Origin of the sequence: Cognatundibacterium rugosum, from assembly GCF_014284365.1 — a bacterium.
GTDB classification, from domain to species: domain Bacteria; phylum Pseudomonadota; class Gammaproteobacteria; order Burkholderiales; family Burkholderiaceae_D; genus Undibacterium; species Undibacterium rugosum.
Genome location: NZ_JACOGG010000004.1, coordinates 143,851 through 158,120 on the forward strand (window position 1 = coordinate 143,851; position 14,270 = coordinate 158,120).

Consider the following 14,270-nt stretch of genomic DNA (forward strand, 5'->3'; position numbering starts at 1 on the left):
GTGAATTGGAGAGTGGCTTCACACCAACGTAGTGTGATCGAAGTCTGCCCTAAAAAGCCAGACCATACATCAGCATCACATTGCAAGCCAACACGGCCAATGCAGTCGGTATCTGGATTTTGATGACCTGATACTGATCACGCAGTTCCAGCAGCGCGGCCGGTACGATATTAAAATTCGCCGCCATCGGCGTCATCAATGTGCCGCAGTAGCCGGAAAACATCCCTATCGCCACGACTGCTGCCGGATTCGCATGTTGACCCTGTATTAGGAAAGGCAGTGCTATGCCCGCTGTCATCACCGGAAACGCAGCGAAGGCATTCCCCATAATCATGGTGAACAAGGCCATCCCGCCGCAATACATCAGGATCAGACCGAGGCGGCTGTCTGGCTGTATCAACAGACTGACCAGCTGTTGTATCGCCTGACCGGTATGCGCGGCCACAAACACGCCGCCCAGCATGGCCAGCAATTGCGGCAGGATCAGCGCCCAGCCCATCGCATCGACCAAGCGGTGCGCTTCACGTACCGCCTGCAAAGGCGTATCGCGACTCAGCCAACAGGCCGCAGCCAAGGCGCACAAACTGGCCAGCACCAATGACGCCAGCGTCAGATTCCCCTGATCCAGCAGCGGCCAGCCCGCCAGTTGCCATTGTTTTCCCGCGAGGGTCAGGATCACAGTGATGAGCGGTATCGCCAGCGCAGGCAAGAATATTTTTTTGCCTATGGTTTCAATGCGGCTGCGCAACCGCACCGTCATATTTTGTGTATGCTGACCGGCGCCTAATCCTTTGCAACCGGCGATCAGCGCCAGTATCAGTACGATGCCACCGACGATGCGGTAAGTCAGTGGTTTACCCAGGTTGGCCTGCATCGCATCGCCCGCAATGAAGACACTGCCAAATAAAAACCAGAATAAACCTGTGCTCCAGCGACGCGGATTACTCGCATCGCGCCAACTCATGAATGCGATCAGCATCACCACCAGGCCGATCAGATAAAACACCACTTGCAGACTGATCCAGGCCTTCATTGGGCGCCTCCCGATGCAGCAGCCACACCCTGCTGTTGCTGCCAGGCGTAGACTTCACGCGCAATCGAAGCGTCCAGCCGTGACAGGCGGAACAGGTGAATCAGCAGCGCGCATAAGGCGGTTGGTACACCCCACAAACCTATCGCTAAGGGCTCTACCGTATGGATACCGTTTTCTTTCAAAAAAGCGGTCATCAGCAAGACCGCGCCGAATGCAATAAACAGGTCTTCACCAAAAAACAGCGCCACGTTATCGCAAGCTGCCGCATGCGCTGCGATACGTTCACGCAGTGCCATCGGCAATTCACCATGCTGATGGCGGGCCGCACCTTCGGCCATCGGGGCCAGTAAAGGGCGTACCGTTTGTGGATGCCCGCCCAAGCTTAACAGACCAAGCGCAGCACTCGCTTCGCGCACGACAAAATACAGCATCAAAATACGTCCCGTGGTAGCGCTGCGTATGCCCGCCACCCAGGCCTGGGCACGTTCGCGCAAGCCATAACGTTCCAGCAAACCGATCACCGGTAAGATCAGCAAAGCACTTGCCAACTGACGGCTATTCAGGAATTTTTCACCAAAGGTTTCCAGCAAGAGCCAGAAATCCATGCCGACTGCGAGGCCAGTCACCAGACCTGCCAGCGTGACCACCAATACCGGATTGAAACGCAGGGCAAATCCGATCACCACAATCGGAATACCAATCAGCGCCAGCCATTGCTGCATCTCCATACTTTGTCTCCTGTTTTTTGAGTTCTATCTTTTTTTAAGTTCAGTGTCAGCCAGCGTCCAGCCAGGCCCGCAACTGCCTTGCCAGCGCCAGCGCATGCGCACCGTCACCATGCAGACACAGGGTGTCGACTTCCAGTGTTAAACGGCTGCCATCCTGCGCGGTAACGCTGTGATGGGCTACCATTTGCTTCGCCTGTGCCAGCGCTTCAGCATTGTCCGTGATCACGGCAGCAGCCAGTTGACGCGACATCAGGCTGCCATCCGGGTTATAGCGGCGATCGGCAAACGCTTCCTGCGCAAACGGCATACCCGCTTCACGCGCAGCGGTGATCAGCGCGCTGCCAGCCAAGCCGACCACGCACAAATGTGCGCCAGCGTCACGAATCGCACTCACCACCACCCGCGCCAGCGCCAGATCGCGCGCAGCCTGATTGTATAAGGCACCATGCGGTTTCACATGCACACACTCGGCGCCTTGTTCAGCACAGATCGCCTGCAAAGCGCGGATTTGTGCATAAACCTGTGCATAGACTATTTCTGCCGGCAACTGCATTTCCGAACGCCCAAAATTCTGCCTGTCTTCAAACGAGGGATGTGCGCCGATTTTCACCCCCAGCTTAAGCGCAGCCCGGACTGCGGTGCGCATACTGTCCGCATCACCTGCATGTCCACCGCAAGCGATATTGGCGGAACTGACACAGGCCAGTATCGCCTCATCATCGCCACAGCCCTCACCCAGATCTGCATTCAGGTCTATGTCCCAATCCTTTGCCATATAAACTCCACTCCATTCGATATAACTCCTGTTCCCATTGTTTTCTGGCCAGTGCCGCGCCGTCCCTGTCGGTCTGCACAAAACAAAAGCGTGCACCGCTCTGCGCCTGCGCCAGTTTCCACATATCAGCGGCGATCACCGTCGCGATGCGCGGATAACCACCCGTCGCCTGTGCATCAGCCATCAGTACGATGGGCTGACCGGAAGGCGGCACCTGCACCACACCGGGAAACACCGCATGTGAAGGCAAATCCCGTTGTACGCTGCGCTGCAAGGGCGTACCCTGCAAACGGAAACCCATGCGGTTACTTTGCGGACTGACTTGCCAGGCGCCCCTGAAAAACGCTTCCTGCGCAGCAGCATCAAATTGCTCAAACTCCGGACCGCGCAAGACACGGATTTCCGGCGTCCAGCACCGCTGTAAAACACCGACCCGTGGTCCACCCGTATAGGCCGGGCCAGTCGAGAGCCAGTCGCCATTCCTGAGCGCCCGGCCATCCAGGCCACCCAATTTAGCGGCAAAATCGGTAGCGCGTGATCCCATCACTGGCGCAACATCAATTCCCCCATCAACCGCCAGATAAGCACAGCGCCCGCTGACTGGCCCCTGCAAACGCAGAACCTGGCCAGCACGTATTGGAGAACGCCAGCCATTGGCGATGGGCTGGCTATGATGACTGCCCTCGATACTGGCCTGAAACACAGCACCGGTCAGCGCAATCCAGCTGTCGCGATGAAAGCGTATCACCACCGGGCCAGTCAGTATTTCCAGACCCGCAGCACCACCCGCATTCTGAACCAGCCGGTTAGCCTGCCACAAAGCAGCCGCATCTAATGCGCCAGCCTGCGCCACACCCAGATGACGAAAACCTTCACGCCCCTGATCCTGCACACTGTTGTGCAATCCTGCCCTGATTAATTCAAGCATCCGCCGCTCCTCGCGTGACGGGTACAAAGCGCACCAGATCTCCACTTTGCAACAGGCTGGGTTCTGCGCGTGCCGGATCAAATAAGGTAGTAGCAGTGCGTCCTATCAATTGCCAGCCCCCCGGGCTGGCAGCCGGATAAATGCCGGTCTGGGCACCGCCGATACCGACCGAGCCAGCTGGTACGCTGAGTCTGGGTTCGGCGCGGCGCGGCGTGGCCAGACCTGCAGGCAAACCACCGAGATACGCAAAGCCCGGCTGGAATCCCAGAAAATACACCCGGTATTCTGCCTCGCTATGAGCAGCAATCACCTGCGCTGGCGACATACCGCAATGCGCGGCAACCAGCTCCAGATCAGGCCCATCGTTACCGCCATATTGCACCGGTATCTGCACCAGCCTGGCAGCAGAGGCTGTGTACGAAACAGTTTCTGCAGCGGCACTCTGCGTTTTCCATTGTTGCTGCAAGGCGGACAGCATTTGCGCAGGGTCATAACGCCTGATGTCGAAGCGTACGCTCAGGTTATTCATACCGGGTACCACCTCGATGATGCCTGGCTGTTCGCGCAAGCTGGCCGCCAGCACCCAGCAGATTTGCTGTATCGCCAGCGTGGCGGCAGGCTGAGCTGCCGCCTGCAGGACAGCGACATCCTCTCCCAGCAAATAAGCCCGTACCGGCGGATAGCCGCTACGCGCTGCCACAGTCTGTTTTTTGGGTGCCATATTGTGCTTTCAGGTCGATCCGCTATCAGCCAAGATGCTAACAGAGCCCCTGTGCTTTTGGCGCAGCTTTAGTCTTATTTGACTGACGCATGCGAAAATAGCCGTTTTGGCTGGCTCCGTCTTCACAGGAAATCCCTTTGCGACTTTTACATACTTCTGACTGGCATCTGGGCCAGACTCTGCAGCAATTTGACCGCAGCGCAGAGCATCAGCATTTTCTGGACTGGTTGTGCCAGCAAATACAGGCACAGGACGCTGATGGTCTGTTGATTGCGGGCGACGTGTTTGATACCGCCAACCCATCAGCTGCAGCACAGAAAATGTTTTACCGATTTCTGCAGCAGGCCAGAGCGATACAGCCACATTTACAAATTGTCGTCATTGCGGGTAATCATGATTCGCCGGGACGGCTGGAATCGGCCCTGCCTTTGCTGGAGCAATTCAATACCCATGTAATCGGCTTTGTGCCACGCCTGCAGGATGGCAGCATCGATCTGGACAAGCTGATCCTGCCGCTGCGCGACCGCCACGGCGTCACGCGTGCTTTTGCACTGGCGCTGCCGTTTTTGCGTCAGTCCGACGTGCCAAGAGTCGAGGACGCAGCTGATCCGTATATGGCAGGCATAGGTCTGCTGTATCAGCAAGTACAGCGGCGTGCGCTGGAGTTACGTACAGAAGATCAGGTGATTGTGGCTCTGGGCCATTGTCATCTGATCGGCGGTCAGGTTTCTGCCGCCTCTGAGCGCAGTATCGTGATCGGTGGCAGCGAGGCTTTATCGGCCAGCATTTTCGATAGCCGCGTCGCCTATGTCGCACTCGGCCATCTGCATCTGGCACAACAAGTCAGCCAGCAACAGCACATACGCTATTGCGGCAGTCCACTGGCTTTATCGTTTGCTGAAACGGAATATCTGCATCAGATACTCCGCGTCGATCTGGACTGCGCGCAGCTTGCCAGCGTCACGCCGCTGCCGGTGCCGCGTACAGTCCCCATGTTGCGCGTGATGCCGCAACCAGCGCCGCTGGCACAGGTACTCGAAGCGCTGCGGCAGCTCGATTTGCCCGCGACAGACTATCCGCCTTATCTGCAGGTAAGGGTGCGCTTACAAGAACCGGAACCTGCGATCCGCAGTCTGGTCGAGCAGGCACTGGAGGGCAAGACGGTACGCTTAGTCCGCATAGAAGTGTCGTATGCAACAGCTACACGAGCACAAGATGAACTCAGCGCGACGCAGGAACTGGCACAGCTGAGCCCGCAGGAGATGTTTGAACGCCTGTATCACAGTCAGTATCAGGAAGCGCCGCCGCTGGCATTACGACAGGCTTTGAATGAATTGATACATGGAGCCGCACAATGAAAATACTGGCGATCCGTGGCAAAAATCTGGCTTCGCTGGCTGGAGAATTTGCACTTGATTTTCAACAGGAGCCGCTGGCCTCGGCCGGTTTATTTGCGATCAGCGGTGCAACCGGTGCTGGTAAAAGCACCTTGCTCGATGCGCTGTGTATGGCTTTGTATGAAAACACGCCACGCCTGTTGCGTGCGGCTGCTGGCAAGGTTTTACCGGACGGGGCAGACCTGATTTCCCAGCAGGATGGCGGCAATCTGTTACGCCGGGGCTGCAGTGAAGGCTATGCCGAAGTCGATTTCGCTGGCATCGATGCGCTGCACTACCGCGCGCGCTGGAGCATTAAGCGCGCTTACAACAAAGCCAGTGGTAAATTGCAGGCGGCCAGTATGAGCCTGCACCGCTTGCCGGAGCTGACGCCGATAGGTGGTAAAAAAACCGAAGTCAAAGAAGAAATCCGCTTGCGGATAGGCCTGGAATTTGAGCAATTCACACGCGCCGTGCTGCTTGCACAAAACGAGTTTTCCGGCTTCTTAAAAGCCGAAGACGATGAACGTGGCGCGCTGCTGGAAATGCTGACAGGCAGCCAGATCTACCGCGATATTTCACGCCGCGCCTATGAACGCGCCAAGACCGAACGCGAAGCACTGGATCGTCTGACCCAACGCCTGAGCGACAATGCCGGACTCAGCGATGAACAGCGCGCAGTACTCGATCAGCAACTCACAGACAGCCAGCACACAGTACAGCAACTGAATAGCCGCAAAGAACAGGCAGACGCTGCCTTGCGTTGGCTGGACAGCGCACAAACACTGGCTGCGCAGGCAGCGCAGGCGGACAGCCAGGCGCAGCAAGCTTTGCAAGCCTGGCAGGCTGCACGGCCGCGCCAGCACACACTGAGCCGGGTGGAGCACATGCAGGCGGCGCGTCCGTTGCGACAGCAGGCAAAACGCGGACAACAGCAATACCAAACCAGCAGCCAACAGTTGCAAGAAGTTTTGCAACAACACGAAGCCACGGCCATACGCAACAAAGACGCGCAGCAACTGCTGGAGCAGGCACAACAAGGTGCGCTGCAAGCCATGACCGCATGGGAACAAAACCAACCGGAATTGCAGCAGGCGCGCCAGCTCGATAGCGAGATCGCACAGCAGGCAGCGCAGTTACAGCCGTTACAGGAACGTCAGCAGCAGCACAGCTTGACGCTGCAGCAGGCCACACTCAGCCTGCAACAACAGACTGCACGCCGGCAGCAATTGCAGCAGCAATTGCAAGACAATACGCAATGGTTGCAGCAGCACGCTCACTGGCAGGCATTGGTCACAGTCTGGCCACTGGCAGACCGCGTATTGCAGCAGGCGGCAGACCAGCACAAGCGCTTACTGGCGGATCAGCAAACGCTGCAGACACTGGAGCAGCAACTCAGCGAACAGCAACAACATTACGCCCATGCGGCAGAACAGGCGCAGCAAGCCGGACAGGCGCTGCAACTGGCACAAGCAGCACGCGCGGCGAGCCAGCAGGCATTGGAAGCGCTGGATCAGCAGGCATTACAGCAAAGAGCACAACAACTGTCGCAGGAAAAACAGCAACTGCAGGAGCTCAGCCTGTGCGGGTCACAAGCGCAGCAAAGTACGCAGCAGTTGCAGCAACTGGAACAGCAACTGCGCCAGACTCAACACACGCAGCAGCATACCAGCACACAACTGCAGCAAGCGCAAAGCGAACTGCCCGCGCTGCAAGCCGCCACGTTACAGGCACAGCAGGCCTTGAACATCGTGGAAACCGCATGCGCTCAGGATGTGGAAAGTTTGCGCGCTGGCCTCCATGATGGCGAGGCTTGTCCGGTATGCGGCAGCGCCAGCCATCCCTATGCAGCGGAGGGTCAACAAACCCGGCTGCATCATGCCCTGACAGGCTTACAGTCAGCGCTGGAGGCCTGTCGCCAGCGCGAAGCCGTTAGCCGCGATCAGATCACCACCCTGAATGCGCAACAGAAACACGGTGCACAGCGACTGCAGGAATTACAGCAGAATGAAACAGATGCCAGACTGATCCACAGCAAATTACAAAGCCAGTGGCAGCAAATGCAGCACCTGGACTGGGTGTTGTGCCAGCCGCAGCCAGATACCCGACTGCCCGGACTGGAACACAGTGCACAGTTGCAGCACTGGCTGGAGCAAGCACACACGCAATGGCGCCAGCATCAGCAGGATGTGCAGCAACAAGAGCAGCAATGGCAGCAGGCCAGTCAGCTTCACGCTCAACAACAGGCCGCATGGGAAAACCAGCAACAACTGCAGATACAGTGCCGCGAACAACTGAGCCTGAGCAGTCAGGCGCGCGAGCGCTTGATCCAGCAACTGCACGGTTTGCGACAACAGTGTGAACAGGATGCGGCACATATACAGCAGGACTTACAGCAAATTGACGCTGCCATGCAGAGTGCACTGCATACGGCGGAAGCGAGCCAGCAACGCACTACGCCGACATGGCAAATACAGTGGCAAGTGCAATGGCAACAGGCAGCAGCTGCGATCCATGCGCACTGCCGCGCCCAGGTCGCGCAGTGGCAGCAATCACAGCGGCAGCAACAAGAGTTGGAACGCAGTCTGCAGGATGCCAGCCATGCATGCGATCTGGCACAACAACAGCAAGAAGCGGCACAACATGCGTCAGAACTCAGCACGCACCAAGCGCGGGAAGCACAGGCCCTGCTGCGGCAAAAACAGCAGCAACGTCAGCATTGTCTGGCTGGTCAAGCGACTGACGTCGTCGCACAGGCACTGCAACAACAAGTACAACGGAGTCGTGAACAAGTCGAACAGCAGCAACAACAGGTACAACGTCAACAGCAGGAATTCATCCGTTTGCAGCAGGCCACTGAATTGCTGCAGCAACAGCAGCAAGATACGCAACTAGCCTGGCGCAGCGCCGCTGAAGCGCTGGATAGCTGGCTGCTGCAACACGCGGATTTACTCCACACTCAGCCTGCTGCGGAAGAGAACCCAAGCAGCGCTACACCAGTCAGCAACGATGCAGCGCCGTCCACCCCGCCTACACTAGCTGACTTACATGCACAGTGTGAACACTTGCTGCGCTTTGACGGCGACTGGATAAAAGCAGAAAGAGATGCGCTGCTAGCGCTAGACAGCGCATGTTTACAGGCTAATACCATTGTGGCGGAGCGACGCCAGCAAATCGCTCACCATCAACAGTCACGCCCCGGCTCTCCAGCGCCAATTGAGACCAATGGCGTGCAACAGCCAGTGCACACGGTGGAGCACAAGGTGGAGCACACAGCGGAGCCTCCCTTTGAACAAACCTTGGAGCAGGTATGGCAAGCGCATGCGCACAGTCTGCAACAGCAGTGGCAGCAGGCGCAGCAAAGCTACAGCGAACTCCTGGCGCAACGGCGTCAGGACGATGCACGTCGCGCACATAACGACGACCTGCGGCGGGAGTGGCAACAGCAGACAAACCAAACCCGTTTGTGGGAACAGATGCGTGAACTGATCGGCTCTGCCGACGGAAAAAAATTCCGCAATTATGCACAGCAAATCACGCTGGATGTCTTGCTGGCCTATGCTAATCGCCATTTGCAACAACTGGCGCGACGCTACCGCTTACAACGTATTCCAGATACGCTGGCGATGATGGTGATCGATCAGGACATGGCGGATGAACAGCGTTCGGTACACTCGCTATCAGGCGGTGAATCCTTCCTGGCTTCGCTCGCGCTGGCACTGGGTCTGGCATCCTTATCGAGCCAGCGCGTCAAGGTCGAATCGCTGTTTATCGATGAAGGTTTCGGCAGTCTGGATGCCGACACCTTGCAAATCGCGATGGATGCACTCGACTCACTGCAGGCACAAGGGCGACAAGTCGGTGTAATTTCTCATGTACAGGAAATGACCGAACGCATTGCTACCCGCATACTGGTGCAACGCGCGTCCGGTGGCAAAAGCGCCATCACGGTCAGTTGAGGCTGGCTGGCCAGTCATTGCAGCTGGCCAGCGTAGTCATCGGGATCAGCGTCCCATTTCTTTCAGATAGTCAGCGCGGCTGCTGAGTGCGGTGTCCGCAAAATCAGAGAACATGCCATCTACGCCCAGACGCAGGAATTGCAGATACTCGGCCTTAGGATCACCTTTGTAATTCGCAGCTAAACGGCGCTGTTCATTACGGAAGGTATAAGGATGTACCAGCAAGCCAGCTTTATGGGCATCAGCGATCAAACTGCCTGGTGCCAGTGTGGTCGTGTCAGCATCATTGATTTTGCCGTCGCCATTGATGTCCTGCAGTTTGCCATCGGCGCCGACTGTGCCTTTAACGCTCACAATATAACGCTTCCAGGGACCGATACCATCGGCATAGGTTTTGATCTCAGCCAGACCGGCTGGTGTGACCATATCGGAGAACATGCGCTTATCTCCGGCCAGCGCCCAGTCATAGGGTTTATCATAGGGTGCGGCATACGTCAGGGCGCCGGTTTTGAGATCCACATCATCGGCATCAATCAACTGTATCAGGCGTACATTCAAGCCTTTTTTACGCATTTCCTTCAAGCTGCCTGGCTCAAATGACTGCACCAGTATTGGCGCTGTTTTACTATTCCATCCTGCTTTATTAATCAGGTCTATCAGCTTATCTTCCAACGGCAATCCTAATGCACGATGGTAGCTCGGGTTCTTGGTTTCCGGATAAACCTGGATGCTACGGCCAGTCTCTTTCGACTTGGCTTTTACCAGATCAATGATCTCTTGAAAACTCACGATTTTATACAAGCCATTGTATTGCTGAGGACGTTCCGCATCAGTGGAAATACCACCCAGCGTTTTTATTTCTGCGAAAGTAAAATCGCTGGCGAACCAGCCCGTCTGCACCTCGCCATCGACACTCACCGTCTTTTTACGTGACGCAAATTCCGGATGTTTATCTACGTCCGTGCTATAAGCCAGATTCGGATCATGGCGCGCAATGAGTACCCCATCTTTCGTCGAAATCAGGTCCGGCTCTATCGCATCGGCACCCAGCTCTATCGCTTTCACGTAGGCTTCATAGGTTTCTTCCGGCAGATAGCCGGATGCACCGCGATGCGCGATCACCATTGGTTTTTCGCCATCCAGCGTCAACAATGGCGGAGGCGCAGAATTGCCACCACAGGCGCTCAGTGACAAGGCCGTGATAGCCAGAATTTTTCGTTTAGCTGTAAAACGCATAGTCTGTTCCAGATGAGTTAAAACCCAGCAAGATATAGAACAGATATGACCTGCGCATGACTTTATCAATCAACAATTAAAAACTGAGTTTCCACAAATAACAGAGTATGTTTGATCAATAACAGAACAGATTACAGCGACGCAATCACTGCTTACGCGCGCGCCCGGGACAGGCATCAATGATCAGATTGTCGCTTACTGCTTGTGAAAAAAAATGATTTAACCGACAATACTATGTAGCACGATACAACATTGTCACGTTAAAAAATATGTACCTGAATTGATCGTACTGGATCTTGCTTTACTGAGCGCTGCACCCGATTCAACCCTCACTTTTCTGAATGCTATGCCGCTGATCTCAATGTCGACAAACGCTTACCACCGCCTGCCTGCGATCCTGACGGCGAGCTTGTTGACCGCCTGTGTCACGACCCAGGATTTTTCCCATTTACCACCGTCTGAAAGGATACAAAAAGCGTTTGCCGGATACCAAAATTTGGGCGGCAACAAGGCGTTTGCCGCTGCCGCAGACGGTAGCTGGGCTGCCGCTTCCGGTAAGACAGATCAGAGTCAGGCCATCGTCTCAGCACTGAGTGACTGTGAGAAGAAAGCCAGCACTCCCTGCACGCTGATCGCGGTCAACCAGGAAAGTACGCTCAAACAGATCACCGGGTTCAGGCAGAATTCTGATCTGGCACTGACTAAGCTGCAGATAGCAAGCGGCAAACCTGAATATACAGAACCACAATGGTTCCTGGCGCAGGCGGTCAATCCGCGTCAACCTGGTGAGCCTATGCATTACGCCACGCCGACATCGATCAAAGGTGTGCACACCATTTCCACGCGAGATCTGATAGAAAAAATGAAAAGCCGCTCGCTGGTCTTGTTTGATGCACTGGGGCTCAACAATCAGATAGGCACTTTGCCGCATGCGTATTCACTACATGGAGCTGAGCTTGCCTTCAATGGGCCTGAGAAAAATAAAAACTTTGAATCTTATATGGAGAAAGTGATCGCGCTGTATGTACCGGATAAAACTCAGGCGATCGCGGTCTACTGTGCATCCGCCGAATGCTGGCTCAGTGTGAATGCGCTGATTCATCTGCGTAATATCGGCTATAGCAACCTGTACTGGTATCGCGGCGGGCTGGCGACCTGGAAGCACTATGAGCTGCCGACCGTCATGCCGGAAGCGAATCTGATCGTCCTGCAACCCTGAGTAGCCGTGAGTGCGGTTCTGCCGGGTCTGGCCTTAGACCGGGTCAGGGTAAGGTTGAATTTTTCAGCCACAGCTGCAAAGGCAAATCTGCAATGCGTTTCATGTTTTCACCAACATACATTTGTGGATTAGACGGCTGTAATTGTTGACTTTCTTCTTTTTGAATGACAGCTTGCTTGGTTTTTTCAAATATCTGCGTCAGCGACAATGCAGGATCAAATGCGGTATTGAATAAAGCATCGATGAAAAACGTATTTTCTGCGAGCGGCTGGCAACCCCAGGATACTTTGTCTGCGGCCGAGGCCGTGAGTATGATGCGGTTAGGACTCTTCAATTGCGGAATCATGGAACCTGAAAAACAGGAAGACAAAATAATCAGCGTCGGGGTTTTATCAAAACGGTCAAAGTTCGTCTTTAAATAATGGACTAACACTGGCCCATAATCCTGATTGGCGATATTGACGCTCAATAAGTTGGGCAAACCATGACTGCTCAATACGAGGATGATCACATCTTCCGGCTTACTCAGCGTGGCCAGATCAGAGGATACACGCTCCATATGTGGCAGCACTGCCAGCGGCACCGACATTGTCGCTCCGGGTACACCGTTCGACAGCCGGAAACTCAGTAAATCCGGTCTGATTTGTTGTAAATCCCGTTTGACTAACTCTATATCTCCGCGAAATGCGCTGGATCTGCTATCCATGGCAAAGCCTGCATACCATACCCGTTTGCCAGATACCGCCTTGCTCAAGATCTGAATTTCGTTTCTTTGTGCCTCCAGTATTTTCCTGCTGAATTGCAGCAGCTCATTGTTGACCGGATTCACAAGGCTGGCATTGTCGGCACTGGCATGCAGGGTGCCCAGACTCAAGATGGCACTCAGGATGGCAATTCGCACAAAGCGGGAAAAAGTAAACGCAGGCATAAAGAGTCAGGAAGCAGTGAATAGGCCAAATAATAACATTATTGCATTTTCAAAAAACTGTATGCGAACGCTTTTTTTCTGTCATTTGCGAGACATACGGCATGTACAGCAAGGAAGCATCCAGGCTGCAAATCCCGGAGCCTGCACGTACAATGTGCAGCTTCTCTCATCAACATACCTGGAATCCGCCATGCAATTCTCAGAAATTTTATCCACCTTACCCAGCATTGAGCACCTGGCTACTATCGTGCTCTATCAAGACGGCAATGTGCTGGCACGTATAGAAAACCAACCTGGCTCGGCGGGCAGTGTGCGCGTTTATCATGCGCTGATCAATGCCGCATCGCAGATCGATCAGGCTGCAGCACAGCAAGGGCTGGCATGGTATGCAGAGCATACTGACGATGCCCGCCTGCATCCGGGCAAACATCCCAACATAGACCGACTACTGCAATTGCTACAGGCCGCTCCAGGAAGTTTTTATACCGCAGAGCTGATACGTAAGTAAGCTGGATTTGCGCCACATACAGTCGCTTCATTGGCTATTTAACATAGTCTGACTTGCTTAGTCGCTCAGCTTCCCCTAGAGTCAGGTTAAATATCGGAAAGGGGCTTATGAAGTTGTCTTCCTATGTGGCATGCGCATTACTGGTGTCAGCAACTGCGCATGCTCAAACCCGTGCCTGTGGCGGCGACAGTCAGTGGCCGCCATTTTCGTATCAGGCGGCCGGAGGCAATGAAGTACAGGGTATCTCTGCAGACTTATTACGTCAGATTTTCCCCAATCCCGTCATCAAACTGCTGCCCTGGCTACGCTGCCTGACGGATATGCAGGCCGCAAAGATCGATATCGCCATGTCGACCTTGAAGAGTCCTGAGCGCGAGAGGATTTATCTGTTTTCACGCCCCTATTCCTTACTGACACCCTCATATTTGTATGCAAGTCAGCGTTTTCCATCAGTGCCAGTGACCCGGCTCAGTGATCTGACCAAGTTCAAAGTCTGCGCCTTGCGTGGCAGCTTTACCTCATACAGCAAACTACCAGCTTCCAGCATAGACAGCGGTGCTTCGAATTATGCGAGTCTGTTGAAAAAACTCGATATCGGCCGCTGCGATATTCTGATCGATATGCAGGAAATTTTCGCCGGCTTTGCGCAATTAGAAATTCTGCCGTTTGACAGTGGGCGTTATCGCATTCTGCCTTTGCCTGAAACCAGCCGCATTGCTTTGCACTATGCAGTCAGCAAAATCCATCCTGACGGCCTTAAACTCATTCACCAGATCGATAAACGTCTGGAGGAGATGCAGCAATCCGGGCAGTTAAATCGCATCGTCCACAAGCATATGGCTGTGCGCCAGAATTGATA

The 14,270-nt window shown here is 54.8% G+C and carries 12 protein-coding genes; 5 read left to right on the plus strand and 7 right to left on the minus strand.

What is annotated here, in order from left to right; translation table 11 throughout:
- Positions 1–49: 49 nt before the first annotated feature.
- Genes H8K47_RS05330 through pxpB form a run of 5 tightly spaced genes read right to left on the minus strand, consistent with a single transcriptional unit; the run spans position 50 to position 4,185 of the window.
- On the minus strand, positions 50–1,033 hold the full coding sequence (locus tag H8K47_RS05330; protein WP_186880390.1) for a DUF979 domain-containing protein: 984 nt from the start codon (positions 1,031–1,033) through the stop codon (positions 50–52).
- Positions 1,030–1,761: a DUF969 domain-containing protein gene (locus H8K47_RS05335; RefSeq protein ID WP_186880391.1), complete on the minus strand. Its 732-nt coding sequence runs from the start codon at positions 1,759–1,761 to the stop codon at positions 1,030–1,032. Before H8K47_RS05335 ends, H8K47_RS05330 begins: the two co-directional genes overlap by 4 nt.
- Positions 1,762–1,807: 46 nt before the next feature.
- Positions 1,808–2,536, minus strand: coding sequence for a 5-oxoprolinase subunit PxpA (locus H8K47_RS05340; protein ID WP_186880392.1), 729 nt, complete (start codon positions 2,534–2,536; stop codon positions 1,808–1,810).
- Positions 2,493–3,464 (minus strand): 5-oxoprolinase subunit C family protein, encoded by a 972-nt coding sequence (locus H8K47_RS05345; protein WP_186880393.1) that lies wholly within the window; start codon positions 3,462–3,464, stop codon positions 2,493–2,495. The genes H8K47_RS05340 and H8K47_RS05345 overlap by 44 nt, the downstream gene beginning before the upstream one ends.
- The gene (gene pxpB, locus H8K47_RS05350; protein ID WP_186880394.1) at positions 3,457–4,185 is read right to left on the minus strand and encodes a 5-oxoprolinase subunit PxpB; all 729 of its coding nucleotides are present in this window, start codon (positions 4,183–4,185) and stop codon (positions 3,457–3,459) included. The genes H8K47_RS05345 and pxpB overlap by 8 nt, the downstream gene beginning before the upstream one ends.
- A 137-nt stretch (positions 4,186–4,322) precedes the next feature.
- Here pxpB and H8K47_RS05355 point away from each other — a divergent pair, with 137 nt between their 5' ends.
- Entirely contained in the window at positions 4,323–5,543 is a 1,221-nt protein-coding gene (locus tag H8K47_RS05355; protein ID WP_186880395.1) for an exonuclease SbcCD subunit D C-terminal domain-containing protein, read from the plus strand.
- On the plus strand, positions 5,540–9,520 hold the full coding sequence (locus H8K47_RS05360) for an AAA family ATPase (protein ID WP_186880396.1): 3,981 nt from the start codon (positions 5,540–5,542) through the stop codon (positions 9,518–9,520). The genes H8K47_RS05355 and H8K47_RS05360 overlap by 4 nt, the downstream gene beginning before the upstream one ends.
- Before the next feature lie 45 nt (positions 9,521–9,565).
- Here the strand turns inward: H8K47_RS05360 and H8K47_RS05365 are convergent, their stop codons facing one another.
- Complete coding sequence (locus tag H8K47_RS05365) at positions 9,566–10,756, minus strand: glycerophosphodiester phosphodiesterase (protein ID WP_186880397.1); 1,191 nt, start codon at positions 10,754–10,756, stop codon at positions 9,566–9,568.
- A 361-nt stretch (positions 10,757–11,117) separates the two neighbouring features.
- On the opposite strand from H8K47_RS05365, the gene H8K47_RS05370 reads away from it, so the two are divergent.
- Complete coding sequence (locus H8K47_RS05370; protein ID WP_186880398.1) at positions 11,118–11,975, plus strand: rhodanese-like domain-containing protein; 858 nt, start codon at positions 11,118–11,120, stop codon at positions 11,973–11,975.
- A 43-nt stretch (positions 11,976–12,018) separates the two neighbouring features.
- Here the strand turns inward: H8K47_RS05370 and H8K47_RS05375 are convergent, their stop codons facing one another.
- On the minus strand, positions 12,019–12,903 hold the full coding sequence (locus H8K47_RS05375; protein ID WP_186880399.1) for a C13 family peptidase: 885 nt from the start codon (positions 12,901–12,903) through the stop codon (positions 12,019–12,021).
- A 190-nt stretch (positions 12,904–13,093) separates the two neighbouring features.
- Between H8K47_RS05375 and H8K47_RS05380 the strand changes: the two genes are divergently transcribed.
- The gene (locus H8K47_RS05380; protein WP_186880400.1) at positions 13,094–13,411 is read left to right on the plus strand and encodes a DUF2322 family protein; all 318 of its coding nucleotides are present in this window, start codon (positions 13,094–13,096) and stop codon (positions 13,409–13,411) included.
- A 107-nt stretch (positions 13,412–13,518) separates the two neighbouring features.
- Positions 13,519–14,268 carry a substrate-binding periplasmic protein gene (locus tag H8K47_RS05385; RefSeq protein ID WP_186880401.1) on the plus strand — a complete coding sequence of 250 codons (750 nt, stop codon included), beginning with the start codon at positions 13,519–13,521 and terminating at the stop codon, positions 14,266–14,268.
- Positions 14,269–14,270 lie beyond the last annotated feature (2 nt).